Source organism: Sandarakinorhabdus sp. (genome assembly GCF_987265915.1).
Map to the genome: position 1 here is coordinate 2,358,687 of NZ_OZ503948.1, position 25,187 is coordinate 2,383,873.

The window sequence follows — 25,187 nt, forward strand, 5'->3', positions numbered from 1 at the left end:
GCGTGACAGATGCCGAACAATTGAAGCGCATCCGTCTGCTCCACACCATCATTTGGGTCATTTTCGTGGCGGCCATCACAGGCATCGCGCCGGCCGCGGCTACGGGTCATTTCAGCGTGGCTGTGGGGCTGAGCCTGCTGGTTTGGGGCGAAGTTGCCGTGCTGGCGGTCAATGGTTGGCGCTGCCCGCTGACCGCTATTGCCGAACGCCACGGCAACAATCTGGCCGCCAATTTCGACATCTATCTGCCGGAATGGCTGGCGCGGAGGAACAAGTTGATCTTTGGCTGCTTTTTTGTTGCAGCCGAGATTTACCTGATGTGGTCGTGGCTACGCTGACGGCTGCGCCACGGCCAATCGGTGATGCCGCCGGCCCACAATGCCCACCACACAATCACTGGCTGCGCAGCCAAACGCGGGGCATGATAGCCCCAGCCCAGCACTTGTCCTGAAATGACAATGCCTTCGATGGCATGCTTGATGTTGGCCGGGAACACGCACACCGCATAGGCCGCCAGCCCCCAAGCCGCGGCGCGACGCAGGCGCGGGATCATCAGGCCGATGGCGCCGGCAATCTCCGCGACGCCGGTGGCCAGCACCACTTCACGCGGGTAAGGCACCCAATCAGGCACGATCGGCAGGAACCCTTGCGGGCTGCGCAGATGGACGATGCCGACAGCCAGATAGGCCAGAGTCAGCACGAGGCGGGCGATACGGCGAACCAGGCTTTCCCGGTTCACCGGCCTTCGGCATCGGCGGCCAGCGCGGCCGCCAGATCGACATCCCGCTTCAGCCGCGAATCCGCCATCGTTTGCAGCATCAGCACCACGCCGAACTGCCGCACGCGATCGGTCATGAACAAGGTGCCGGCCGCGCCGCCCCAGCCATAGGCATCGGCCGTGCTGCCGCCCCAACCGCTGGCGCTGCCGCCAAGCCCGCGCGAATCGAACAAGGTCACCCGGCCCCCGGCGCCAAAGCCGTTGCTGCCATCGAAAAACACGCCGGGCGGCATCAGATTGCTGGTCGCCAACCGGGCGGTGCCGCGCGGCAGGATGGTGCGGCCTTCGAATTCGCCTTCGTTCAGCACGAACTGCGCGAAGCGGGCATAATCGCGCGCCGAACCCACCAGCCCGCCGCCGCCCGACAGCAGTTTCGGCCGCGTGGTGAAGCCATCCTTTTCCAGCACCGAAATGGGGAGCGGCTTGGTCAGCACCGTGGTCGTGCCGGGCGCCGTCCACAGATAATTGGCCGCCAGCCGCGGCTTGTCCCTCGCCCAGAAGCCGGTATCCGCCATGCCGAGCGGCCCGAAGATCTGCTGTTCCAGCACCTTGTCAAAGCTCATGCCGGTCAGGCGCTCCAGCAACGCGCCGGCGACATCAAGGCCGACCGAATATTTCCACGCCGTGCCGGGATCGAGCGCCAGCGGCAGGCCGGCCAGCGCCGTCGCCATCACTTGCAGATCCGGCAACGCGCCTTCGCCGGGTTGCAGGAAGGCCGGCACGCTGCCAGGCTGGATGCCAATGCGCTTGTATTCCCGTTCCAACGGGCCGTTGCCGTTGATCGAATACGAAAAACCGGCCGTGTGCGTCAGCAGGTGGCGGATGGTGATCGGGCGGGCGGCGGGCCGCGATTCCAGGCCCTTGGCCGGATCGATCGCCACTTTCATGTCGCGAAATTCGGGCATGATTTCGGCGATCGGCTGATCCAGCTTCAATTCGCCGGTGGCCACGCGCTGCATGATGGCCATGGCGGTGATCGGTTTCGACATGGAATACAGCCGCCACAATGTATCGGGCGTGGCCTTGGTGGTGCCGCCAAAGGCCGTAACCCCGGCTGAGACAAACACCGGCTTGTGGCGGCCGGGTTCGACCAGCGCCACCACCGCGCCCGGCACCCGGCCTTGCGCAACATAATTGTCGATCAGGCCCTGCACCGCATCGTGGCGCAGCGGCGCCAGCCGGCGAAGTGGCAATTGCGCCGCAGCCGGGCCGGCCCCGCCGGCGGCGCCAAGAGCGGCCAGCGCAACGGCCTGCAACATCTGACGGCGATCAACATTCTGCATCGTTCAGTTCCCTTCCAAAAGGCGCCCGGCCTGCGCTCGCGCTTCCGGGGTAACATCTGCGCCCGACAACATGCGAGCAATCTCTTCTTTTCGGGCGCTGGCATCAAGCCAGGTCAATTTGGTGCGCGCGCTTTGGCCGTCGCTGGCCTTTTCGATGCGCCAATGGCTCAGCCCACGCGCCGCGACCTGCGGGCTGTGCGTCACCACCAGCACCTGCGCGCCGCCCGCCAGCCGCGCCAGCCGTTCGCCGATCGCCGAAGCCACCGCACCGCCGACGCCGCGATCAATCTCGTCAAAGATCATCGTGCCGGCACTGCCGGCGCTGGCGAGCGCCACCTTCAAGGCAAGGATGAAGCGCGAAAGCTCGCCGCCGCTGGCGATCTTGATCAGCGGCGCAAAATCGGCACCGGGATTGGTAGCGATCTCGAATTCGGCGCGTTCGCAGCCCTCCGGACCCCATTCAGGCTCGGCCAGCGGCGTGATACGGGTGCGGAACCGGGCAGAATCCAGCTTCAGCGGTTTGAGCTCGTCCGCTACCGCTGCATCCAGCCGCGCCGCGGCATCCCGGCGCACCTTGCCCAGCGCGGTTGCCGCCCGGGCGTAGGCGGAATGGGTGCTGGCCACTTCGGCATCCAGGCCCAGCAGCGCGTCCTCGCCCGCCACCAGCGCCGCAGCCCGGGCTTGCAGGGTTTGCGCCAGTGCCGGCAGCGCATCGGCCTCCACCTTGTGCTTGCGGGCCAGCGCCCGCAGCTCGAACAATCGTGTCTCCACCTGTTCCAGCCGGGCCGGATCGGCATCGAGCGCGGCTGTGGCCCCCGCCAGCTGGCTCTCGGCCTCGCCCGCCTCCACCAGCGCCCGATCCAGCGATTCGAGCGCTACCGCCAGCAGCGCATGTTCACCGGCAATACGGTCCAGCCGGCGCGCCGCCTGGGCCAGGGCCGAACTGCCGCTCGCCAGTTGATCGGCGACGGTGGTGAGATCGTCGGCCAGCCGCGCGCCCTTTTGCATGGCAGCGCGCGCGAGGGCCAGTTCGGCTTCCTCGCCGGGCTCAGCGTTGAGCGCCGCCAGTTCGGCAACCGCGTGATCCAGCCATTCGCGATCCCGCTGATCGGCGGCCAGGCGTTCGCGCGCCGCCGCTGCATGATCTTGCGCCATCCGCCACGCCGCCCACGCGCTGCGGGTTGCGGCCAGTTGCGGTGCCAGCGCTCCGAACAGATCGAGCAGGCTGCGGTGTCCGCGCGCGCTGAGCAGGCCGCGTTCATCGTGCTGGCCATGGATTTCCACGAGCAGGCCGCCCAATTCCTTCAACAAGGCAGCCGACACCGGTTGATCGTTGACAAAGGCGCGACTGCCGCCGTCGGCTTTCACCTGCCGGCGCAGGATGATCGGCCCGTCCACCTCAAGCCCGTTTTCACTGAGCAGCGCATGGGCCGGATGCGCGGCCGGCAGATCGAATTCCGCCACCACCCGTGCGGCATCCGCACCGCTGCGCACCAGCCCGGCATCGGCCCGGTTGCCGAGCACCAGGCCCACGGCGTCAAGCAGAATGGATTTGCCGGCCCCCGTCTCTCCGGTCAGCACGACGAGCCCTTGCGCCACATCGATGGCCAAAGCCTCGATCAGCACGACATTGTGAATGGCCAGAGCGGTAAGCACGCGGCCATTGTTAGCCGATTGCCCCGGGGCCGTGCGAGCGCATATTTTGAACCAGGGTCCAGTAACGGCTGCGAGGGGCGTCACACCAATCCCTGCTTGCAACTGCCCGAAATTCGCCTATACCCCGCCGCTTCATTCGTCTTCCGATGCGGGTTTGTTCCGACCTTTTTGAGCGGTCGCCACAAAAACGGGCAAGTGTGCATCGGCTGGCGGAAATTGCCCGTTTCAATGATGGATACAGGTGCCTCATGGCCGTTCCCAAGCGCAAGACCTCGCCTTCCCGCCGCAACATGCGTCGCAGCCACCATGCGTTGACCGCAACCCAGTTTCAGGAATGCCCGAACTGCGGTGAGCTGAAGCTGCCGCACAATCTGTGCGGCGCGTGCGGCTTCTACAACGGCCGCGAAGTCGTCGCTGTCGAAGCCTGATTTCAGGCCCGATCCAGGCGTTTGCAGCCCGTCCAGACTTCATGACCGGCTCACCCAACCCTGGCCCGGTGATCGCACTGGATGTGATGAGCGGCGAAGCCGGCGTCGCCGCTGCCGTGGCGGCTGCTGATATCGCTGCCGAGCGTTATCCCCGTCTTTCGTTCCTGCTGCACGGCCGCGACGCTGACATTGCCGCAGAACTGGTGCGTTGGCCGCGTCTGGCCGCGCGCGCGCGCATCATCCACAGCGAAGATGTCGTGCGGATGACCGACAAGCCGGCGCACGCGCTGCGCCGCGCCCGCACCACATCCATGGGCGCGGCCATCGATGCCGTGAAGCGCGGCGAGGCCCAGGCCGCCGTTTCGGCCGGCAACACCGGCGCGCTGATGGCGATGGCATTGTTCGGATTGCGCACCATGCCCGGCATCGATCGCCCGGCCCTGGCGGCGCTGCTGCCCACCTTGAAATCCGAATCGGTGATGCTCGATCTGGGCGCCAACACCGAATGCGATGCCGATAATCTCGTGCAGTTCGCGGTGATGGGCGCGGCCTTTGCGCGGACCGTGCTGGGGCTGGAGCGGCCGCGTGTCGGGCTGCTCAACATTGGCGAAGAAGAGCTGAAGGGCACTGAACAGATCCGCAAGGCTGCGGGCATCCTGCGCACCGCCACGCTGCCCATGCAGTTCGTCGGCTTCGTGGAGGGTGACAAGATCGGCACCGGCGACATCGATGTGGTGGTGACCGACGGATTTTCCGGCAATATCGCGCTGAAAACCGCTGAAGGCACCAGCCGGCTGGTCACGGGCCTGCTCGGCAATGCCTTCCGATCGTCGATCTGGGGCCGGCTGGGGTATTTCATTGCGCGCGGTGCGCTGGAATCGTTGCGCGCGCATCTCGATCCCAATGCCCATAATGGCGCGGTGTTTCTGGGCCTGAACGGTCTGGTCGTCAAAAGCCACGGCAGCGCCAACGCACGCGGCCTGGCCAATGCCATCGGCGTGGCTCACGATCTTGTGCTGGATGATGTCGGTCACCGGATCAGCGCCGATCTGGCCGGCATCGCCAAGGCGCGCGATCATCAGCCGGAGCCTGACGCAGCATGAGCACGTGGCGCTCCGTCATCATCGGCACCGGCAGCTATCTGCCGCAAACCATTTTGAGCAATAATGATCTGGCCGCCCGGCTCGACACCTCCGATGCCTGGATCGTCGAGCGCACCGGCATCCGCCGCCGCCATATTGCGGCAGAAGGCGAATTTACCTCCGATCTCGGCGCGGCGGCTGCCCGCAATGCGCTCGAAGCCGCCGGGTTGAGCGCCAGCGATATCGATCTGGTCGTGGTGGCCACCGCAACGCCGGATCAGACCTTCCCAGCGGTCGCCACGGTGATTCAGCACAAACTGGGCATGACCCGCGGCGTCGCCTTCGATGTTGGCGCGGTCTGCTCCGGCTTTCTCTATGCGCTCACCGTGGCCGATGCCCTGCTGGTGAGCGGCGTGTATTCGCGCGCGCTGGTGATCGGAGCCGAAACCTTCTCCCGCCTGCTGGATTGGGAAGATCGTGCCACAGCGGTGCTGTTCGGCGACGGCGCCGGCGCGGTCGTGCTGGAGGCGCATGCGCAAAGCGGTGGCAATGCCGATCGCGGCGTGCTGGCCAGCCGCCTGCACAGCGATGGCCGCTACAATGATCTGCTCTTTGTTGATGGCGGCCCCGGTTCTACGGGTACCACCGGCCATCTGCGCATGAAGGGCCGCGAGGTGTTCCGGCACGCCGTGGTCAATCTGGCCAGCGTGATGGGCGAAGTGCTGGGAGCCACGGGCCTCACCCCGGCCGATGTCGCCTGGGTGGTGCCGCATCAGGCCAATCTGCGGATTTTGGAGGCAACGGCGCGCAAGCTCGACCTGTCGCCAGACAAGGTGGTGGTCACCGTCGATCGCCATGCCAACACCTCGGCAGCTTCGGTGCCGTTGGCGCTCGATACAGCGGTGCGCGACGGGCGAATCCAGCCGGGCGATCTGTTGCTGCTGGAGGCGATGGGCGGCGGCTTTACCTGGGGGGCCGCAGCGGTACGCTGGTAGGCGGCGCGGACGCTGGCGGCATGGCCGGGCGCGTGCACTATCTTGTGGCGAATCGGCAAAAGCTGCGTAAACTGTAGGTTAAACAGGGTGTGTTTTGTCACGAGTTGCAACGTCGCACGTGTGCGGCATAGGGGGGATGAATGACCAGCACACCTGCCGCCGGGAGCGTGACGCGGGCCGATTTGGCCGACGCTGTGCATCGCGAAATCGGATTGTCACGCACCGAATCGGCCGATCTGGTCGAACAGGTGCTGGACCGGATCAGCGCGGAGCTGGTCGCCGGCCATAATGTGAAGATTTCCAGCTTCGGCAGCTTCGTGTTGCGGGACAAGGGTTTGCGCGTGGGGCGCAACCCAAAGACCGGCGTGGAAGTACCGATCGAACCGCGCACCGTGCTGACCTTCCGGCCCAGCCAGTTGCTGCGCGAAGCCATCAACCGCAGCTGATTGCAATCGTGGCCGAAAAATCGGACAGCGCATTCCGCACCATTTCTGAAGCCGCTGACGATATCGGCGTTCCGGCGCATGTGCTGCGTTTCTGGGAGACGCGCTTCGGGCAATTGCAGCCGATGAAGCGGGCCGGCGGCCGGCGTTACTACCGGCCGGCCGACATGGCGCTGCTGCGGCAGATCAAGGCCCTGCTGCACGATCAGGGCCTGACCATCCGCGGCGCCGCGCTGGCGCTGGAGGCGAAGACCGCGCCGCCGGCCGCCCGGATCGATCCCCCCGCGCCTGCGGCTGCATCTCCTCTGGCCGCTGACCGGCAGGCCCTGCAAGCCATCCGCGATCGGCTGGCTGCGGCGTTGGCGGCCTGAGCGCCAGATGCGGGTTCTTGCCCTGTTCAGTGCCAAAGGCGGAGTCGGCAAGACGGCGCTGGCGGTTAATCTTGCCCATGCCGCGGCAACCATATCGGGCCGGCGGACGCTGTTGGTCGATCTCGATCCACAGGGGGCAGCCAGTTGGTTGCTGCAAGTGGAACCGCGCGGCGGCGCCAAGGCCCGCAAGCGCCTGGGCGACGGCACGCTGGACGATCTGATCCAGACGACCGCCTGGCCCAACCTGGATGTGCTGCCCGCCGATCGCTCGTTGCGCCGGCTGGAGGCCGATCTGGCTGGGCAGGACAGTGAGAAATGGCTGAAGAGGGCGCTGAAGCCGCTGGAGGAGCGCTATGATCGCGTCATCCTCGATTGCCCCCCTGGCCTGACCGAGCTGGCCGATCAGATGTTTCGAGCAGCCGATCTGATCCTGGTGCCGGTAGTGCCATCGCCGCTGTCCACGCGCGCGCTGGCGCAGTTACAGGCGCATCTTGCCGAAGAAATGAGAAATCCGCCGCCGCTGATGCCGGTGTTCAGCCTCGCCGATCGCCGCAAATCGCTGCACAAGACGGCGATGGCGGCCCAGCCTGGCTGGCCGGTGATTCCCTATGCCAGCGCGATCGAGGCGATGGCCGCAAGCCGCCGGCCCATATTGGCCGGTCCGGGCAGCCCGGCCGCGCGTGCGGTCAGCGGCCTGTGGGCCGATGTGGAGCGCCGGCTGGCCGGTTAGCCAGCCACCGCTCCCCCATCATCACACCGTCAACGACATGCCGCGATAGATGCGGCTGCGGTAACGGCTGTCCTCGGCATCCGGCAGCGGCGCGCCGGCCAGCAGCACGGCGCGGGCGAAGCGGCGCACTTCTTCTTCATGTTCGGCGCTGTTCTTCGGCTCTTCCGAACGCACCCGCCGGGTGAGGTTGATCTGGTTTACCGCCACTTCGTGCACCAGCCGCTCGTTCTCCACCGCAATCGTCGCGGTGAAGGCGTGCAGCGTCGTCTTGACGAAATTGGCCAGCGCAAAGGCACCCTTGGCCCCTTCCCCCATCGGCACATCCGGCGACACCAGCACCAGCTGGCAATCATCGAACAGCGACACCTTGCGCGCGATGCGGAAATGATGGGTAAGGTTGCTGTCCACCACATCGGCAAAGCCGTCGCCATCCAGCGGACGATCGGCATCGAACAGTTGATCCGGCAAGGGCTTCAGCGGCGTCGAAACGATGGTGGTGGGATGGCCCCAGTTGGCCAGCGCCGTGTCGAGTGCAGCCTCGATGTCGCCATCGATCACCAGCGTGTCCACGCGATCGCTGCCCTGGCCGATATGGTGACGGATGGCGTCGGCACCGGCGGCGGTTGCGGTGATCAGCACCACGCGCGCCACGTCACAATCGAGGAAGCCCTGGGCCGCGGCGCCGAGATAGTCAGCGAGATGTTCGCCGACCAGCCACACCGTCTTGCCGCCCATCTGCGCCAACCGTTCCGCCTTGGGGCTGCCGAACAATTCGCGCTCGGTGTGCGAGCGTTCGACGTTGAGACCGCCCGACGGCATGAAGGTCTCGCCTGAAACGGCGCGGTCGGCGAGGAAGAACACGGTTGCCTGCGCCACTTCGGTTTCGGTCGGCATCTTGCCGAGATGCAGTTGCGACAGCACCCCGCCGCGCACCTTGGCGGCTTCGCGGCCGATCTGCGCCACCGGCAGCCACGGCACATCATCGGGCGGCACGCGCAGCAGCCAGTCTGCCGCTGCGCGGGTCTGCCAATCAGTGCCGATCAACCAGCCGCCCAGCCGCAGCCGCTTCAGCAGCTTGGCCGCCAGCGGCGGGGTGAGGATGAACCGATCCCAGCAGCAGCTTTCGTCGCCTTCGCGGGCGCAGGCCAGGGCCAGATCGCGCAGCGGCTGCGGATTGGACTTGTCGTGGCTCAATTGCACCGAATCGTTGCGCGCCAGTCGTGCGAGAATCTGCGCCACCGATCCGCCGGCACGCACCGACTTGATCACCGCAGCGTGCACGGCATTTAGCCGCTTGTTTTCCAGGATCAGCCGCCCGCGCCGTTCGAACAGGCCGGGCTTGCCGCCCAGGCCCGCGAGCCGGTCGCCATCCACCGGGCCCGGCGCAATGGCGTTGATCTGGATTTGCGGTCCCAGGTGGCGCGCCATGGACTCGACCATCGCCCGCTGCCCGGCCTTGGACACGGCATAATCGGTGCGATTGGGATACGACACCGCCAGGAACTTCTCACCGCCGAAATAGCTGGAGACGTTGAGGATATAGCCTGAGCCTTGCGCCCGCATCATCGGCACCACCATGTGCATCAGCGCATAGTTGGAGATGAGGTTGGCAAACTGGGTGTGGCGGAAGGCGGCGATGTCCATGTCCACCGCCATTTCCTCGGCACCCGACACGCCGGCATTGTTGATCAGATAATCGATGCGGCCAAAGGCACGCACGGTTTCATCGACCGCATGCTGCAGGGATTCCATGTCGGCCACATCGATATTGGCCAGCGTGCGCACGCGGCGTTCGACGCCGGCAAAGCCGATATCCTGCAGTTCGCCAACGATACGCTCCCGCGCGGCATCCAGTTCGGAGGCTCGGCGCGCCACCATCATCACCTTGGCGCCGGCCAGCGCCAGCAGCCGCGCCAGTGCGCCGCCGATGCCGGCCGAACCGCCGGTGATCAGCGCCACCTTGCCCAAATGGAGCCCGGTGATGTTCTCGGCGGTGCCGGCCAGGGCGCGGCGGGCGCCAGTGGCCTTGGCAATGCTGGCCGGGATATACAGGTTGATCGGTTCGATCCGGCGGCCCCCCATCAGCAGGCGGGCGGCATGGCCGGCGGCGAAATCGCCATTCTCCGGCTCGGCATTGCCGAACCGCACGATCTGATTGCCCCACACGGCACGTGGGGACCGCGCCTGTTCCAGCGCCACGCGGGCTTCGTCGCGCCACACGCGCAGCAGTTCCTCGATGGCGGCGCGGCCGACATCGGCCCAGCCATTGCCAGCGCCATCATCGGGATTGGTGACGAACAGCACGCGCGGATCGCCGGGCAGATCGTGCGGGGCCTGCCAATAACGATCCAGCGTGCGGGCAACCGCGATCGAGCCTTCCAGCTCATCGTCAACGAAGCGTTCGACAAAGGCATCACCGGCCTCGGCCAATGCCCCGGTGAAATAGCCGGGCCCACGCGTCGGCAGGATCACGGCGCTGTCGATCGGGCCGCTGTTGGCGGTGAATTCGGCCAGCGCTTCGTCCATGGTACCGTGATCGTGACGCGGGAAGCGCGCCGCCACCACACCGGCCGGCAGCCGCTCCATCGCATCATCCAGCGCGGCCTGCGCGTGGAAGCCCACCAACACCTTCGCGCCCTGCCCGGCAAACAGCCCGGCCATCGCCAGCGCGTCGTCAAGCTGATTGCCGGCGCTGATCAGGATATTGTGGCCGGTGCCATCAATGGCGCGCAAATCGGGCCGGTGCAGGAATTCGCTCTTTGATTCCAGCGGCACGGCCATGCCGTGGGTGACTTCGAAATCATGGGCGGCAAAGGCGGCGGATTCGTCCGAGCCCAGGAACACGCAGGCATTTGCGATGTCGGCCGGAGTCGGGAAGGTCTTGGCCTTGGGCTCGCCACCAACGCTGCGTTCCAGTGCCATCAGGTTGAAGAAGTGATTGGCGGTGCTGCCGGCTTCGTCGCCCTTCAATTTGTCCATCGCCGCAAACACGGTGCGGATGCGTTCGGATGCGATCGGGCCGGGATAGAGTTGGTTGACGCGGATACCGCGGACGCCAAGCTCGCGCGCCAGGCCCTTGGACAGGATGTTGAGCGCAGCCTTGGGCACCGTATAGGCGGCGCGGCCGAAATAATCGGTGCGGCTGAAGATGGTGGAGACATTGATGATGCTGCCGCCCTCGCCCATCGCCGAGGCAGCGGCGCGCACGAGATTCCAGGCCACCACCATGATGTTGCGGGCGGCGTCGCCCACCGTCTCGGTGTCAGGCGTGCCGTCCAGCTCGCCCGGCAGCAGCGGCAGATGGCCCAGCACTTGCTTGGGGCCAGCCGAACCGGCATTGTTGACCAGCACATCGATGCGGCCGTGGCGAGCGACCACTTCGGCAATACCGGCGCGCACGGATTCGATGTCGGCCCCGTCCATGGTGACGATGCTGGCGTTGGCCGGATCGGCGCCGGTATCGGCCAGCGCCGCTTCCAGCGCTGCCATGGTGCGCGTGGCATCACGGCCCGACATCACGACGGTGGCACCTTCGTTCAGGTAACGGCGCACGATGCTGCCGCCCAGATTGCCGGCCGCGCCAGTGATCAGCGCGACCTTGCCGGCCAGACGGCCGGGGCGATCGCCTTGCGTTTCGGGAACGGGCTTGCCGCCTTTGGTCTTGGTCATGGCGTTCATTCCCCCTGCTCCCCATTCTGGCCAGCGCTCAGCGACGCCCAGGCTTCGTAGAGTTCATCCTTGCCGCGCAGGCCCATCGCCGGCAGCGCGTGGTTGACGATATAGGTCGCGCCAGTGTGGCGGTTGTCCCACATCGCCTGGTGGGCTTCAGGCAGGCCCTCCCACGGCACCACGGTCGGTTCGGTCACGTCCAGGATGCTGGCCGCGATCATGTCGTTCATGCGGGTGACTTCATAGGCATTGCAGAGGTGGGTGCCGCGGATCTCTGCCGTCGGCATCACGATGCGGCGCTGGCGCGTCCACACCTGCGGCGCATAGAAATTATAGCGCTGCCCGGCCATGTCCTCGCAATAAACGACGCGACCGGTGAAGGGCTTCACCATCGCCGTGGTCACCCCCAGCGTATCCTGCGCGGCACGTTCCAGCACGATATCTGGGTTGCCGCGCGGATTGTCCGGCGACCGCAGCAGCTTGCCAACGGCATTGCCGAAGGGCTTCAGCGTCTTGTCCTGGAACTGGCGCACCGCTTCGCGGAAGGTTTCGATGTCGTCGCGCGCCACCGGCAGGCGCGGCATGGTATCGGGCCAATCGAAATTGCCGCCTTCGCGCCGCTTGATGCCTTCCAGGCTGACGACGCCGGCCACCGCATCTTCAAAACCCAGCGACAGGATGAACTCGCGCTGGCCATCGGTGTTGGTGACCACCACGATGCGGCAACCCAGGGCGCGCGTGGCCTCGATCATTTCCAGGCCGGTTTCATCGGCGAGCGTGCGCGTGCCGGGGCCGTAGAAGATCAGCACCGCTTCGCCGCCGCGCGCACCGGCGCGGGCCAGCATGGTCACCGGATCGGAGCCGCCCTGCTTGCCCATGAAGCTGAGGTGATAGCCCGACGAGGCCCCATAGAAGGCCAACTTGCCGCCATCGGCAAGCAGCTGAAACGAGCGCGGGAACGCGGTTTCGCCGGCGTGGCTGACGGCGTAATCCGCCAGCTTGCCGCCGTTCATCGCCTTGTATTCGGCCACCAGCGCCTCGCCAGCTTGTTCCCAGGCGGCCCAATCCGCCTTCGTGCCGTCAGGGACCGAGGTGAACAGGCTCTTGAAGCGCGGATCGGTACGATCGAGCGAACCCACCGCACCCTTGCCCTTCACGAATTCGGCGCGCGCCGGGCTGGAGACGAGACCAGTGACCAGCAAACCGCTGGACTTGGCGGATTTCAGCGCATCCAGGCCGGTGCCGGTGGCGGAGCCTTCGATGAAGATGGTCTTGCCGCCGACGATTTCCAGCGTGGTGAACAGGCAGCGCCAGATGGTGCCGAGATTGAGGATATAGGAGCCGGCCTGTTCCAGCGTCAGATCGCCGGGCACGCCGTGCAGCTGCGGCGCCTGCACCGTCAGGAACTGCGCGTGGCTGCCCGATTTGGTTTCATAACCCTGGATGGCGAAATCGGCATACATCGGATCGCGGCCCGCCTGTGGGGACAGCAGATCGGAGGTGCCGGAATAGACCGCTACCAGATCGCCGACCTTGACCCGGCCCTGCCCGCGCACTTCGCTGCCCAGGGCCGCGACCAGCGCCAGACCGCCCGAACCCGTGAGCTGCACATCTTCTTCGTGATTGTCGAACGGCGACACCGGAATGCCGGTCAATGCCCAGATATCGTTGAAGTTGACTTCCGAGGTGAGCAGATAAACGAGCGCCTCATTGGGCTCCGGCTGCGGCACCGGCACGATCAGCGGCTTTTCGTGGCTGGCCGGCGGGCCGAACTGCGGCGCGCCGGTATCGGGATCACGCGCGATGCCGAAGCCATATTGATGGCCGGGGATCGGCGTGACGCCGGGGAAGAAGGGCGCACCGATCGGCAGCAGATCGCCAGCCGCTTCCAGATGCTCGGCGCGGGCCTCGAACTCGGCGGCGATGTGCACACCGTTGCGGCGAACGGGGAGCGGCGGCGCCTTCTTGTCCATGAACAGGCGGATGCCGGTCTTGCCGCCCTGCGGATCGACCACGGCTTGCGCGAATTCCTCGGCTTCGCGGGCAAGGCCGGCGGCCATGCCCTGATCCCAACCGGTGCGGATGGCGGCGATGGCGCGCTCACCAGCGCGGCCGCGACCGGCCCAATCGAGTTGGCGCAGGATGCGCTGCACGAAATCGTCGGCCAGCGCTTCGTCCAGATCGACATGGCCGGGTTGCTGCCACACGGACTTGGCCGCCTTGCGGCGTTCCGCCCAGGCGCGGCCCAGATGGCTGGTATCGCCCAACCGCACATATTCGCGCACCGCCGCATGGGCCAGGCTGAGCGCGTCGGTGGAACCATCAGCCACGGCATCGACCGCGCCCATGGTCAGCGCCGCATCGGCATCGACACTGCGCCCGCCCAGGATCAGATCGAGCGCATCGAGCAGACCTTCATGGCCGCGGCGATCAGCGAGCAAGCGCGGCAGGCGCTGCGTGCCGCCATAGCCGGGCAGCAGGCGCAGGCGGATTTCCGGCTGGCCAAAGCGCGCATGGGCTTCGGCCACGCGATAATGGCAGGCCAGCGCGAATTCCATGCCGCCACCAAGGGCGACGCCCTGAATGGCCGCGACGCAAGGCTTGCCCATCTGCTCGATCTTGCCGAACGCCAATTGCGCGTTGGCCGGCAGCACGCGGGCTTCTTCGACGGTGTGGATTTCATCGAGGAACTGGCGGATGTCGGCACCAGCCACAAAGCTGGCGGTGCCGTCGCCGGTGAACACCACGGCAGCCACATCGTCACGCCGCGACAGATGCTCGACGACGATCACAAGTTCATCGATGGCGCGTTCGTTCAGCGCGTTGACCGGCGGGTTGGTGATGAACACCGTCGCCACCTTCTTGCCGGGCGCCACCGTATTGTATTGAATGCGGAAATAACGATAGCGATCGAAAATGTCCTGATCGGCCGACAGGCGCTGCTTGCGCTCCCAGGCGCTGATCACGCGGCGCAGCTCATCCAGGCTTTCCGGATTCTTCAGCGTGGTGACGTCACCGATCGGGGTGCCTTCCACCAGCGCGCGGACCATGCGGCGCATATATTTGCCGCTGCGGGTTTCCGGGAACTGGCTTACCGTGATGAAATCACCGGGCACCGCCACGGCACCCTTTTCGCTGCGCACCAGATCGGCGAGGCGGCGTTCATCATCGCGGGTGATGATCTGGCCCGGCGCCGGCGTGATGAAGGCGAGCGGGGTCAGGCCCTTTTCGCGGTGCGGCGCGCCGACCACCAGCACATTGCCGACCGGGCTTTCCGGATTCAATGCCTTGTCGCGCAGGATGGCGCCTTCGATTTCCTCGGTGCCCATGCGGTGGCCGGACACGTTGATCACGTCATCGCTGCGGCCATGCAGCGAGAAGCCGTCATCGTCGCCCTGCACGGCGAAATCGCCCTGGGTATAGGCCCACACACCCTGCCAGCGGCCCCAATAGCCATCGCGCCAGCGGCCGGCATCACCGGCCCAGCCGCCGACCACGCGACCGTCTTCCACGCGGAAATTGCCGGCATCGCCCCAAACGGTTCGCGCCAGATAGGGATAGGGCGCGGCAATGATGATTTCGCCCTTCTCGTCGCGGCTGGCCTTGCGCCAGTTGACGCCTTCACTGCCAGCGCGGTTCAGCAGCACGCGCGCTTGGCGGTCGCCGGCTTCGTCCTCCACCCACACATCGCCAACGATCCACGGCAGCGGGAAGGTGCGGGCATCGGCCGCGAGCGGAAAATCGCCGTTGCCATAGAAATGCGTCCAGGCGATGCCGCCATGCTCGGTCGCCCAATAGCTGTTGATATATTGCGACGTCAGATGCTCCATCCCGAACGCCTGCACCGGCGGCGAGCACGGTTCGGCGCAGAAGGTGGCGACGCGCAGACCCGAAAGATCATAAGCCTCGATGTCCTTCAGATTCTGCGGATCGGTCATCACCGCCTTCAGGAAGGTGACACCGGCCTTGAAAATGGTGACGCCATGCTGCTCGATCATCGCGGCAAAGCGCCCGGCATGCGGGAACACCGGCGAGCCTTCGGCCAGCACGGTGGTGACACGGCTGAGCAGCGAGGCGGCGATCATGTAGCTCTGGCCGGTGATCCAGCCCGGATCAGCCACGACGAACATCACATCACCCGGCCGCGCATCAAAGGCGACCTTCATCGTTTCCATGATGCCGCTGGCATAGCCGCCGTGGACATGCACGACGCCCTTGGGCTTGCCGGTGGAGCCGGAGGTGTAGATGAAGAACAGCGGGAATTCGGCATCGACCGGCAGCGGCTTCGACGCCGCCCAGATCGCCTTCACGAAGCCATTGTCGTCCAGCGCATGCAGCGCGGCTTCATCGGGCAGGCCGGCAGCGGCCAGGATCTCGGCCAGCGCGACGTTGGTGAGATCATGGCCCCACACATCGCGATCGCGCCAGACGATATCGGGCACCTGCACATGGGTGGCGACAATCACGGCTTCGACGCGCGGCGGGGTGGAAACCAGGGCTTCGGCAATGGCGATGCGGATGCGAGCGGACTGTGCCGCATCGACCAGGGCTTCCTTGCCCAGTTCGGCCAGCGCGCGGCCCAGACCGCGCATCACGTCGCCGCGCTCGACCGTCACTTCGCCCTTCAGCGACGCGGTGACGATGCCGACCATGGCGTCACGGGTGGGATCAATCAGGCCGAGATCGCCAGCATCAAGCCGTTCGCGCAGCAACCGCAAGGCCACATCGACCGGCACATAATTGTCGAGCGCGGGATCGGTGTACGCTGTCTTGAACGGCACCACCTGCGCGTTGCGATAGCCGCCATCGGCGGTGATGACGATGCGCGCGCCGGCATCGTGAATGCGATCCGACAATGTCTTGTCGGAAAAGCCGCCGAACACCGGCGTGTAGATCACACCGATGCGCTTGGCTGCTTCGGTCCAGTATAGTTGCGCCGGGATATTGGGCATGTTCAGCGCGATGCGGTCACCAGCCTTCAGGCCGAGCCGCTGCAACGCAACCGCACATTTCGCCGCTTCCAGCAGCAACTGCCGCCGCGAGACGGTGACACAATCGACCGGCGCGCCGCGGCCATTGTCGGCCGCCAGATCCCAGCGATCCCCTTCGAAAATGAACGCCGCTTCGCTGCCATGGCCGGCCAGCACGTGGCGATCGAGCTCATTGAACGCTGCGTTGGTACGGCCGCCTTCGAACCAGCGGAAATTCGGCGCGTCATCGGCATTGAAGGCCCGGTCCCACGGTGCAAAATCTGCCGGCAGATCGGCCGACACCGGTGCCGCGGTTTCGGCGTCCCAGCCGGCCCACTGGCCATCGGCGCTGCGGGTCAGCCAGGCCGGGCGGCCCGCCACGTCAACCAGCCAGTGCAGGTTGCGTGCCGCGATCTTGCCATGAAAGGCGCCGGGGTCGGCCAGCACTTGGGCGCGCATCGCATCCCAATCGGCGCGATCGCGCACCGGGTTGAACTGCGGCGCCGGCACGGGCGGGCGAAACGGAGCGGCGGGATCATACATGGTCGGTCTGCCTTCTGCCGGCCGTCAGACGGACGCCACTGGCGCCCGCAAACGGACAGGAAATTTTGATTGAGCCGGGCTCTAGTGAAATATTATGTCCCTGCCTAGTCAAGAACGGACATATTCAGTGCTGCGACAGATTGTCCTGCTGGGGATGGGCCAGGGTCCTGCCGAAACGTTCGCAGCATCAAAAGGCATTGCGCGGCAGCAGCACCGCCCCCACCGTCCGCAGCAGGATGTACAGGTCAAGCCACAGCGACCAGTTCTCGATATAGTAGAGATCGTGCTCGAAGCGCTTGACCAGTTTCTCTTCGGTGTCCGTTTCGCCGCGCCAGCCGCACACCTGCGCCCAGCCGGTGATGCCGGGCTTCACCTTGTGGCGGGCGGCATAGCTTTGCACGACATCCGAAAACAGCCGGCCGCCAGCGCGCGTGGACGGCGCGTGCGGCCGTGGACCAACCAGCGACATGTCCCCCGTGACCACATTGAACAGCTGTGGCAGTTCATCAAGGCTGGTGCGACGCAGGATGCGGCCCACCCTGGTCACGCGCGGATCATCGCGACTGGCCTGGGTGATATTTTTGTATTCCAGACGGTTGTGATACATTGTCCGGAACTTGTAGCAATTGAATGGGCGGTTGTTGAAGCCTTCGCGCGGCTGCCGGAACAGGATGGGCCCGGGCGAATCGAGACGCACGGCGACGGCAATCGCAAGCAGCACCGGCCAGATCAGCGCCAGGATGATGCCGGTCAGCACCTTGTCTTCGAGATCCTTCATGATCGCCGACATGCCGGTTATCGGCCTGTCGAACAGCGTCATCACCGGCACATCACCCAGGATGACCACCGGGCGGCGTGCGAAGGTGAAGCTGACAAGATCGGGCGCCAGTCGCACCTTTACCGGCGTCAGCGCGAGGCGGCTGACCACATCCTGCAAGCGGCGTTCGGCGGCCCACGGCAGGGCCACCACCACCTGATCGATCAATCCTTCGCGGATCATGCCGATCAGGGTCGAAAGATTGCCGAGCAGGGGCACGCCGGCCACCTCTACCGGCAACCGATCGGCCTTGCGATCGTCGAACATGCCAATCAGGGAGATGGTAAGGCGATCATGGGCCTGAACATATTCGGCAAATCGCACGCCTTGCGGGCCAGCCCCGAAAATGGCCACCCGTTCGTTGAACGTACCGTTGTTCTTCAAGCGGCGCACCCACATTGTCGCCAAGGCGCGTGCCAGCAGCAACGATGCGCCGCCGGACAGGAACCAGCCGATCGCCCAAGCGCGCGAGACCGAGTCCGACGCCTTCAGCAGATAGCCCATTGTGATCAGGAACAGGGCCGTCATCGCCCAGGCGACGATCACACGGCGCCAGCCCTGACGCAGCGAAAACTGCGCTTCGATATCATAGGCGCCCAGGCTTTCCGCAAGAACGGCAAACGCCAGCGCCGCGATCAAGGCGACACGGCCATAAATGGCCGTGTCGCCTTCGAGTTCGAATGCCCCGAACCACACCAGCAGCACGCCAGCCAAGCCGACCACCAGAAATTCCAGCGCGCGCACCAGCAAGATGGCCGCCCCAAGCGGCATGCCGGGCCCCTTGGTGGCAACCCGCAACGAGGGCATATCTGGCGCCCGCAGGGGATGTTGCGAATTCATGTCAGGCGCACCAAGGCGGCGCGTGGCATCCATCCACGGATTTTTTGTGCTGGCGCAAACAACATGGTGCGGACGTCGTAACTTGCTATATAGCGCGACGCAAAGGAGTAAACGAAATGGAAACGCCCTACGATTGGCTCACCGTCATGACGTTTGCCGGGCTGATCGTGTTGTTTCTGCAACGCAGCCAGGGCGAACCGCGTGACCATCTTTGGCAGTATCTGGTTGCAGCGGTCGGCTGTGCCGCCACAAATTTCATTGGCAACGAAGCCTTGAAGTCTGGCGAAATGCTGCTGCATGCCGGTGCGATCGCACTGTTCGCCGCCACGATCGCCTTCATCTGGCGTGTGCTGCAACCCTTCAACCAGGGCTGATCGCGCGCGCCGCTGCCATTGGCCTGCGCTGTTCATGCGATGCGCGCGGCCAGTGGCCGCCCCAACAAGGCCGGACGATCGGCAACCGGCAGGCCGGCCACGATGGCACGCGCAAATTCGGCCAACTGCTCCCGAACCGCTGGCGTCGGTGCCACTGGGCAGGACATGCGCACCAATATGCCGTCAGATATATAGCCGTCGAGCTGCTGGCCTAGCTTGGCAAGACGCTGTTCGGTGCCGCTTGTGGGTAGATCATCCCCGATGCGGGTCCAATAGGTGATGGTTTCCACCCGTTCGTCATTGCGCGCCACCAGTTGCCGCGCCGGCATGTTCACACCCGGTGCCAGCGAGATATCGGTGCGCAGCGTTTCCGAAATATCGAATCCGACGGCTGAATAGCAGACCTCCGGGCGATGCAGCTGAAGCAGGTCGTTCTGCACTTCCCCGTAAGCGATCACCAGCACCACCGGCAGTCGTGATGGCGAGAAATAGACGCGGCTGAGCACCTGACCATAAAGCTTTGCCGAAAGGCCACCTTCGTCCCGTGGCAACACGATCCCGCCGCTTGGTGCGTAGGTCCACAGTCCCAGTTGCTTCGGAATGATCGTTTCAAGTTGGTGCCCGGGAAGCATCAGGCTCAGCCGACCGCGCGGCGTCATCGCAAACGCGGCGCCGGCTCCGGCCAGCAGCGCCCCCCCCATCAGAACGTCGCGGCGGCTGGGGCGCGTCATGCGGCAATGCTCCGACGTTCCAAGGAATTGCGCAGCGGCGTGAGCAGCCAATCGAGGAGGAAGATGAACAGCAGGGCGGACACAAAGGTCACCATACCAGCAAAGTTGTGAAGATATCCCTGCGCCATGGCGTTGCCGAGATAATATGTGATCAACACCAACGCAGACACACGCACGCAGTTGGCCGCGATGGCAATGGGAATGACCATTGCCAACAGCAACAGCGAGTAGACCGGGTTGGACCCGCGGATCAAGTAGACATAAAACAGGCCGATGGCCGAAAGGCTGACAAGCGAATTCAACCCGGCGCAGGCATCTTCCACCAGCAATTGGTAGGACCCGATATACAAGGTTACCCCAAGCCGCCCAACCGGATACCCCAAATTCGCCAGACCGCCCGTGACCAGTTCCGACACCAGCTCTTTCAGCGGCAGTGTCACCGTATCAAGCAGCCATCCGGGGATCGGCACGACAAAGCCCAGATACAGGATCGGGAACCAAAGCAGGCGCAGCACCGCCATTCCCCAATATTGCTGCATCACAGCCACCATCGCCAGCAGCAGCGCGGCAGCTTCGATGCTGATGAATTCAAACGCCCGGCCGGCCACATAGAGCGGGAGTGCAACGGCCAGGATGGCCGCAGTGATCAGCGGTTGCCCAGGGGACCGCATGGCCACGATATCGCTCCACCGGCGCAGCACCAGCCAGATGCCGGTGACCAGCACGATGATGCCGTGAACGCCGGATTCCTCTTGCCATGGCCCCTGGCCCAGGCTGACGATTGTCGGCCCGGCAATGGCCGCCATACCAATCGCCAAAGGCCATTGCTCGGTCAGGAACCGCCGCCAATCGAGGCTGGGCACGGGTGCCGTGTTCGCCATAGCAGCGCGATGTGCGGGTTCAGAATTCATTCAGCACCGCGCCAACCACTGCGCAGCGCGCCGCCGCCAACTGATCGGCCATCGTGCTGATATCTTTGTAAAAACTATGGTTCGCCCGACCGACGATCAGGGCGTAAGCCGCAGCGGCACCGATATTGAGCGCATCGGCGCTGGTATTGGCGGCCGGGGTATCGAACAGCACCAGATCATATTCGCGGAGCAACGCGTTGACCCCGTCGCGAAAGCGGTTGCCCGACAGCAATTCCTGCGGACGGCTGGTTGGCGGGCCGGCGGTGATCAGTGCCAATCCGGGCAGGATATTGGCATTCACCACACGTTCCGGTCGGGCCACCTGCAACGACAGGAAATTGGACAGGCCCGGCGCGTTGGGATCAAGGCCGAAGATCTGATCCTGGCGCGGGCTGCGCATATTGGCATCAACCAGCAAGATCTTGAAGCCGACCTGTGACATCGCGACGGCAAGATTGGCCGCCACCCACGAACAGCCATGGCCATCGGCCGAACCCACCACCGCAAGGCCGCGGCGGCCGTTCTTGATATGTTGGGCGATCACCTGCGTGCGCAGCATGCGGATCGATTCCGCCCGCACCGACGCCGGATCGGACAATACGACCAGTTCATCCGAAACCGGACGGCGCGCCACATCCTGCAACGCCATGCTGGTAATCAGTTGTTCACGCGCACGATCGAGATCTTCGGTGGTGATGTAACCCAATTCCAGTGCGGCCTGATCGAAATCCAGCGCGCGGTCGCCGGCATGGCCAGCCACGCGTGCCGCCTGGTCCTCGGTCAGATAGCCCAACCGGGTCAGAACATCGCGGATCGGCGCATCATAGCGCGTGTTCGAGGTGTAGCCACCGCCAGACACGACGCTGCCAGCGATCTCGGCCTCGACCGCCTGCACTTCGCTTTCGACATTGTCCATCGGTTCACCAATCATTGGGCCGGCTGCCAACCAGGCGCATTACGACCCCGTCTATTCAGTATGCGCTTGAGCCCCTGCTGCCATTCGGGACGACGCCGATCCGCAATCACGGTGAACACCGGCACGCGCGCGGCAAAGGCCAGATCCTCGCCGCCCCGCACGCGCCGGTTCAGCAATTCGATGATCATCGCCATCACCACGCCCAGCGCAAGCCCGGCCCCCAACGCCAAACCAATGATCAGCGGCCAGACCGGGAACGACGGTGAATTGGAAACCGTCGCATCACCCAGCACGATCAGGCCGGAATCCGCCACATTGGCTTCCAGCTGCAATTCGCTGGTTCGCTTGGCTGACTGTTCATATTGCTGCCGGCGCAGGGCCACTTCGCTGACCAGCTGGGTCAGGCGATCAAGCTTGTCCTTCATGGCAAACACCTTGGCGCGCTGGGTGGCATATTGCGCTTCCAACTGCGCAATCCCGCTGCTGGTTGCGCCAAGCTGAGCCGCACCCGCTGCACGCGCACCGGATTGTTCGCGCGCCAGTTGGCGCGTGAGTTCAGTGCGCCGCGCGAGCAGGCCGAGATAGGTCGGGTGCTGGTTGCCCAGCCTTTCCGAGGCCTGTTCGATCTGGTCGTTCAACGTCAGCAGCTGGAGCTTGAGCTGATCGACCAGGCTTGATGCCGTTGCCTGGCGCATGGCTTCGAACTGTTGCAAGCCCTGGTTGCTGCGGGCAGCAGTCAGAGCCGCTTGCAGACTGGCAAGACGAACCGTTTCGACCTCGCCTTCAGCCGTCATCACGATGCCGTTTTCCTGTTCGAACTGGTTCTTGGCCGTCTCGGCGGTTTCGAGCGCCCGCAAAGCGCGATTGGCTTGTTCGCGATACCATTCCGCGGTGCGCCCGGCACTGTCCGTGCGGAATTTCAGGCTGTTGACGATATAGGAATCACGCAGCGCGTTCACCGTGCGGCGGGCAACTTCGGGGTTGCTGGCCTCATAGCTGATTTCCATGATGTTGCTGCCCTCGACAACATTCACGGTCACGCTTCTGACAATCCGGTCCGCAAGCCAGCGACGGAAATCGCCATAGCCACCGGTTTCAGCCTGCCAATCGGCCAGCAAGGCGGCGTTGCCGGTCAAGCCAAGGCGGTCAACGGCTTCACCAGCAATGCGATAATCCTTGATCAATTCCAGCTGCGTGCTGATGAATTGGCGAAAACCATTGCCACTGATCACCGCGCCGGTCACCGGGTCAGGCTTGAAATTGTCCATCAGCACGCGCGCACTGGCAGGATAACGGGCAGGCAGGATCAGGCCCACCGCAACCGCAACGGTCAGCGACAGGAATACCGCGATCAAGACGACCCATCGACGGGCCATCAGGATACGAAGCAATTGAATGATACTCATCGCCTGTTGTCAGCCTTTGTTAATGTTGGGCAACATCCCGGATCCGCCGGCGCTGCGCCCTTCAATCCACGAATCAGAACAACCGCTCCTTGATGACCAGAATGTCGCCATTCAGCACCTTCTGTGACAGATCGGCGTCAATTTCCTTGGCATTACCGCGAATCAATCCAACCTTGTTGGCATTGCCCGAAGCTGACACGCCGCCCGAAAGCGCGACGGCCTGGCGGATGGTCATCCCCGGCAAGATCGCCTTCATCCCTGGGCCGTTGATTGCGCCATAGATGAAGAATGTCTCAGCCGGCGGAACGAACAACGTATCGCCCGGCACCAGCAGCGGATCACTGTCACGCTCCCCCTTCACCAGATCGTCCACCTGCAAAGTGCGGACCGGCTGGCCAGTGCGGCGCAGATAGACAAAATTCGCCGCGTCCACCCGCACCCAGCCTGCCTTCAACAAAATCTCCAGGGCATGATACGGACGATCGAGCGGATAGATGCCCGATTGGCCGACATTGCCGGCAACATTTACCGAACGTGACACATAAGCACCGACTTCGATGTTGACCAAAGGCGATTTGAGAAAACCGCCGGCCACCAGCTTGTCGGTGATCTGCCGTGCCAGGCTGATATTGGTTTCACCTTCGGCCTTCACAATGCCGATCAAGGGCATCACGATCGTGCCATCGTGCTTCACACGGGTGCTGACATTGAATTCTGCCTGACCATAGACAATCACCTGAACCGTGTCGTCCGGCCCAAGCCGGTAACCCTGGTATCCAGCGTCCTGCGCCTGGGCGCCCACCGCAAACGCAGCAGCAAGCATCGCCATCTTGAGCTTGTTAATCATCAACTACCCCTTCCAAATGCGACACTGAGATTGATACCGGCGCCTGTTGAGGTGAAACTGAGCGCTGCCGGGTTCGAAATCCGCCTCGTATGGTTCACTTCCACGCTGGCACGCAGTCGCTGGCCGATCCGCCCACCGAAATTGAGGAAGTAGGACTGGAAGCGATCCGCCCGGCGCGGCGTCGGATCAAATTGCGACACGAAGCCGCCCTGAAACCGGGTTTGGCTGAATCGGGCGCCGGTTGTAACACTATACTGGCCAAGCCGGGCGGTTGCCGACGCCAAATACGAATTGTTGACGGTGAGCAATGCACCAACAAAGGGGCTGGAATTGACATTGCGATCAGCCGTGAACTGCAGGGAAAGCCGCGAAGACAAGTTGACATCAACCGTGCCATCATAGCCAAGGCCGTTGAACCCGGTCCGATCGACAATCTGCGGCAACCCATCCACGATGATCACCGCTGATGGCGTGCCCGGCTTGTTATCGATCACCGAAGCGCCCAGCGCCACCGTAATCCGGGTCCCGATCGCCTTGGAGACACCAATCCGCAGCGATCGCTGCCTGAATCCGTCCTCGACGGTGCCATTGGGGGTTACGACAAATCTGCCCGGAAATTTGGAATCGGCGATTGCGCCACCGAGCGAAAGCTCGCCAAGTCGGTTGGCGTTGAAGGTAAGGCCGGCCGAATAATCCAGACGTTCGGAATTCAGCGCCTGGCTGCTGACCCCGGTATTCTTGTCGTCGCTCCGGCTGATGCCGGCGTTTACCGACAGCGCGCGGCCGATCCGGCAATTGGCGGCAACGCCCGCGGTTACCGCCTGTTGCTGAAAGGCACCGAAGAGCGAGGCGTCACTGCGCAAGTTCAAGCTCTTGCGGAACGATCCCCCGAGTTCGCCAGAACATCTGGCCAAAGCAAAATCCAGGCCGCCCGAAAGACTGCTGCGATCGCCGCCCCGGATCAGCTGGTTGCCGCGCACGATGTCGCGACCATAGCTGCCGGCCGCAAACAGGCCAAGACGGTTGCCGCCGAGGCCGTAACTGGCCGAAACCTGCGGCTGGAACCGCATGCCGTCATCAGCCAGCTGCAGCCGCGACAGATTGTTGTCATATCGGCTGCTCATCGACGCCACAACCGCAAGGCCGCGCCCGCCGAAGCCGAGAAGGCCGGGCACTCTGGCGCCGGACCGCACAGGGCTGTCGTCGCTGTCACTGCCAATTTGGCTGGGTTTCTGCACATAGGGATTGATTTGTGCGGTGGCAGGCTGGGCAGCGATCGCAGCAACAGACAAGCTGGCCATGACCATAACAAAGGCCGCCTTGTCAGGTGACTGCTGCCACGCCACACCAATTGCCTCATGCGCCATTGCGGTCGTCATTCCTTGCTTGCATCTTGC

General features: G+C 64.5%; 20 protein-coding genes. 8 read left to right on the forward strand and 12 right to left on the reverse strand.

Going from position 1 to position 25,187, the window contains the following annotated elements:
- Positions 1 to 2 precede the first annotated feature (2 nt).
- A complete protein-coding gene (locus AC6UUM_RS11625) occupies positions 3 to 338 on the forward strand; it encodes a hypothetical protein (protein ID WP_500802439.1) in 336 nt (111 codons plus the stop codon).
- Here AC6UUM_RS11625 and AC6UUM_RS11630 read toward each other — a convergent pair.
- The 3 genes from AC6UUM_RS11630 to recN are packed head-to-tail and all read right to left on the reverse strand — an operon-like array spanning position 311 to position 3,717.
- On the reverse strand, positions 311 to 739 hold the full coding sequence (locus AC6UUM_RS11630) for a DoxX family protein (protein ID WP_500802440.1): 429 nt from the start codon (positions 737 to 739) through the stop codon (positions 311 to 313). The two genes, AC6UUM_RS11625 and AC6UUM_RS11630, sit on opposite strands and share 28 nt — an antisense overlap.
- Positions 736 to 2,061 (reverse strand): serine hydrolase domain-containing protein, encoded by a 1,326-nt coding sequence (locus tag AC6UUM_RS11635; protein WP_500802441.1) that lies wholly within the window; start codon positions 2,059 to 2,061, stop codon positions 736 to 738. The genes AC6UUM_RS11630 and AC6UUM_RS11635 overlap by 4 nt, the downstream gene beginning before the upstream one ends.
- Before the next feature lie 3 nt (positions 2,062 to 2,064).
- Complete coding sequence (gene recN / locus AC6UUM_RS11640; RefSeq protein WP_500802442.1) at positions 2,065 to 3,717, reverse strand: DNA repair protein RecN; 1,653 nt, start codon at positions 3,715 to 3,717, stop codon at positions 2,065 to 2,067.
- A 248-nt stretch (positions 3,718 to 3,965) separates the two neighbouring features.
- On the opposite strand from recN, the gene rpmF reads away from it, so the two are divergent.
- The 6 genes from rpmF (at position 3,966) to AC6UUM_RS11670 (ending at position 7,766) form a co-directional block, all read left to right on the forward strand.
- Positions 3,966 to 4,145, forward strand: coding sequence for a 50S ribosomal protein L32 (rpmF, locus tag AC6UUM_RS11645; RefSeq protein ID WP_022680619.1), 180 nt, complete (start codon positions 3,966 to 3,968; stop codon positions 4,143 to 4,145).
- Positions 4,146 to 4,186: 41 nt separating this feature from the next.
- Positions 4,187 to 5,248 carry a phosphate acyltransferase PlsX gene (gene plsX, locus AC6UUM_RS11650; RefSeq protein WP_500802443.1) on the forward strand — a complete coding sequence of 354 codons (1,062 nt, stop codon included), beginning with the start codon at positions 4,187 to 4,189 and terminating at the stop codon, positions 5,246 to 5,248.
- Entirely contained in the window at positions 5,245 to 6,222 is a 978-nt protein-coding gene (locus AC6UUM_RS11655; RefSeq protein WP_500802444.1) for a beta-ketoacyl-ACP synthase III, read from the forward strand. The genes plsX and AC6UUM_RS11655 overlap by 4 nt, the downstream gene beginning before the upstream one ends.
- Positions 6,223 to 6,362: 140 nt before the next feature.
- Positions 6,363 to 6,668, forward strand: a complete 306-nt coding sequence (locus AC6UUM_RS11660) for an integration host factor subunit alpha (protein WP_500802445.1) — start codon at positions 6,363 to 6,365, stop codon at positions 6,666 to 6,668.
- An 8-nt stretch (positions 6,669 to 6,676) separates the two neighbouring features.
- Positions 6,677 to 7,036 carry a MerR family transcriptional regulator gene (locus AC6UUM_RS11665; protein WP_500802446.1) on the forward strand — a complete coding sequence of 120 codons (360 nt, stop codon included), beginning with the start codon at positions 6,677 to 6,679 and terminating at the stop codon, positions 7,034 to 7,036.
- Positions 7,037 to 7,043: 7 nt separating this feature from the next.
- The gene (locus AC6UUM_RS11670; protein ID WP_500802447.1) at positions 7,044 to 7,766 is read left to right on the forward strand and encodes a ParA family protein; all 723 of its coding nucleotides are present in this window, start codon (positions 7,044 to 7,046) and stop codon (positions 7,764 to 7,766) included.
- 21 nt (positions 7,767 to 7,787) lie between these two features.
- On the opposite strand, the gene AC6UUM_RS11675 is transcribed toward AC6UUM_RS11670, so the two are convergent.
- From AC6UUM_RS11675 to AC6UUM_RS11685, 3 genes are all read right to left on the reverse strand, one after another.
- Positions 7,788 to 11,435: an SDR family NAD(P)-dependent oxidoreductase gene (locus AC6UUM_RS11675; RefSeq protein ID WP_500802448.1), complete on the reverse strand. Its 3,648-nt coding sequence runs from the start codon at positions 11,433 to 11,435 to the stop codon at positions 7,788 to 7,790.
- 5 nt (positions 11,436 to 11,440) lie between these two features.
- The gene (locus AC6UUM_RS11680; RefSeq protein ID WP_500802449.1) at positions 11,441 to 16,948 is read right to left on the reverse strand and encodes an AMP-binding protein; all 5,508 of its coding nucleotides are present in this window, start codon (positions 16,946 to 16,948) and stop codon (positions 11,441 to 11,443) included.
- Positions 16,949 to 17,135: 187 nt separating this feature from the next.
- On the reverse strand, positions 17,136 to 18,536 hold the full coding sequence (locus AC6UUM_RS11685; protein ID WP_500802450.1) for an undecaprenyl-phosphate glucose phosphotransferase: 1,401 nt from the start codon (positions 18,534 to 18,536) through the stop codon (positions 17,136 to 17,138).
- Positions 18,537 to 18,721: 185 nt separating this feature from the next.
- Between AC6UUM_RS11685 and AC6UUM_RS11690 the strand changes: the two genes are divergently transcribed.
- On the forward strand, positions 18,722 to 18,979 hold the full coding sequence (locus AC6UUM_RS11690; RefSeq protein ID WP_500802451.1) for an XrtV sorting system accessory protein: 258 nt from the start codon (positions 18,722 to 18,724) through the stop codon (positions 18,977 to 18,979).
- 32 nt (positions 18,980 to 19,011) lie between these two features.
- Here the strand turns inward: AC6UUM_RS11690 and epsI are convergent, their stop codons facing one another.
- From epsI to AC6UUM_RS11720, 6 genes are all read right to left on the reverse strand, one after another.
- A complete protein-coding gene (epsI, locus tag AC6UUM_RS11695; RefSeq protein ID WP_500802452.1) occupies positions 19,012 to 19,710 on the reverse strand; it encodes an exosortase-associated protein EpsI, V-type in 699 nt (232 codons plus the stop codon).
- Positions 19,707 to 20,621: an exosortase V gene (xrtV, locus tag AC6UUM_RS11700; RefSeq protein ID WP_500802453.1), complete on the reverse strand. Its 915-nt coding sequence runs from the start codon at positions 20,619 to 20,621 to the stop codon at positions 19,707 to 19,709. Before xrtV ends, epsI begins: the two co-directional genes overlap by 4 nt.
- Positions 20,611 to 21,552, reverse strand: a complete 942-nt coding sequence (locus tag AC6UUM_RS11705) for a hypothetical protein (protein WP_500802454.1) — start codon at positions 21,550 to 21,552, stop codon at positions 20,611 to 20,613. Before AC6UUM_RS11705 ends, xrtV begins: the two co-directional genes overlap by 11 nt.
- A complete protein-coding gene (locus AC6UUM_RS11710; RefSeq protein ID WP_500802455.1) occupies positions 21,549 to 22,943 on the reverse strand; it encodes a Wzz/FepE/Etk N-terminal domain-containing protein in 1,395 nt (464 codons plus the stop codon). The genes AC6UUM_RS11705 and AC6UUM_RS11710 overlap by 4 nt, the downstream gene beginning before the upstream one ends.
- Positions 22,944 to 23,016: 73 nt before the next feature.
- Complete coding sequence (locus AC6UUM_RS11715) at positions 23,017 to 23,790, reverse strand: polysaccharide biosynthesis/export family protein (protein ID WP_500802456.1); 774 nt, start codon at positions 23,788 to 23,790, stop codon at positions 23,017 to 23,019.
- Positions 23,790 to 25,169, reverse strand: coding sequence for a hypothetical protein (locus tag AC6UUM_RS11720; protein ID WP_500802457.1), 1,380 nt, complete (start codon positions 25,167 to 25,169; stop codon positions 23,790 to 23,792). The genes AC6UUM_RS11715 and AC6UUM_RS11720 overlap by 1 nt, the downstream gene beginning before the upstream one ends.
- Between the last annotated feature and the right edge of the window lie 18 nt (positions 25,170 to 25,187).

Excerpts from the sequence above, each read along its gene's own strand:
- epsI (WP_500802452.1), bottom strand. The coding sequence starts at position 19,710 with ATGACGCGCCCCAGCCGCCGCGACGTTCTGATGGGGGGGGCGCTGCTG.
- AC6UUM_RS11715 (WP_500802456.1), bottom strand. The coding sequence starts at position 23,790 with ATGATTAACAAGCTCAAGATGGCGATGCTTGCTGCTGCGTTTGCGGTG.
- plsX (WP_500802443.1), top strand. The coding sequence starts at position 4,187 with ATGACCGGCTCACCCAACCCTGGCCCGGTGATCGCACTGGATGTGATG.
- AC6UUM_RS11635 (WP_500802441.1), bottom strand. The coding sequence starts at position 2,061 with ATGCAGAATGTTGATCGCCGTCAGATGTTGCAGGCCGTTGCGCTGGCC.
- AC6UUM_RS11685 (WP_500802450.1), bottom strand. The coding sequence starts at position 18,536 with ATGCCGCTTGGGGCGGCCATCTTGCTGGTGCGCGCGCTGGAATTTCTG.
- AC6UUM_RS11680 (WP_500802449.1), bottom strand. The coding sequence starts at position 16,948 with ATGTATGATCCCGCCGCTCCGTTTCGCCCGCCCGTGCCGGCGCCGCAG.
- rpmF (WP_022680619.1), top strand. The coding sequence starts at position 3,966 with ATGGCCGTTCCCAAGCGCAAGACCTCGCCTTCCCGCCGCAACATGCGT.
- AC6UUM_RS11690 (WP_500802451.1), top strand. The coding sequence starts at position 18,722 with ATGGAAACGCCCTACGATTGGCTCACCGTCATGACGTTTGCCGGGCTG.
- AC6UUM_RS11675 (WP_500802448.1), bottom strand. The coding sequence starts at position 11,435 with ATGACCAAGACCAAAGGCGGCAAGCCCGTTCCCGAAACGCAAGGCGAT.
- AC6UUM_RS11705 (WP_500802454.1), bottom strand. The coding sequence starts at position 21,552 with ATGATTGGTGAACCGATGGACAATGTCGAAAGCGAAGTGCAGGCGGTC.
- AC6UUM_RS11655 (WP_500802444.1), top strand. The coding sequence starts at position 5,245 with ATGAGCACGTGGCGCTCCGTCATCATCGGCACCGGCAGCTATCTGCCG.
- AC6UUM_RS11670 (WP_500802447.1), top strand. The coding sequence starts at position 7,044 with ATGCGGGTTCTTGCCCTGTTCAGTGCCAAAGGCGGAGTCGGCAAGACG.
- xrtV (WP_500802453.1), bottom strand. The coding sequence starts at position 20,621 with ATGAATTCTGAACCCGCACATCGCGCTGCTATGGCGAACACGGCACCC.
- AC6UUM_RS11660 (WP_500802445.1), top strand. The coding sequence starts at position 6,363 with ATGACCAGCACACCTGCCGCCGGGAGCGTGACGCGGGCCGATTTGGCC.
- AC6UUM_RS11710 (WP_500802455.1), bottom strand. The coding sequence starts at position 22,943 with ATGAGTATCATTCAATTGCTTCGTATCCTGATGGCCCGTCGATGGGTC.
- AC6UUM_RS11720 (WP_500802457.1), bottom strand. The coding sequence starts at position 25,169 with ATGACGACCGCAATGGCGCATGAGGCAATTGGTGTGGCGTGGCAGCAG.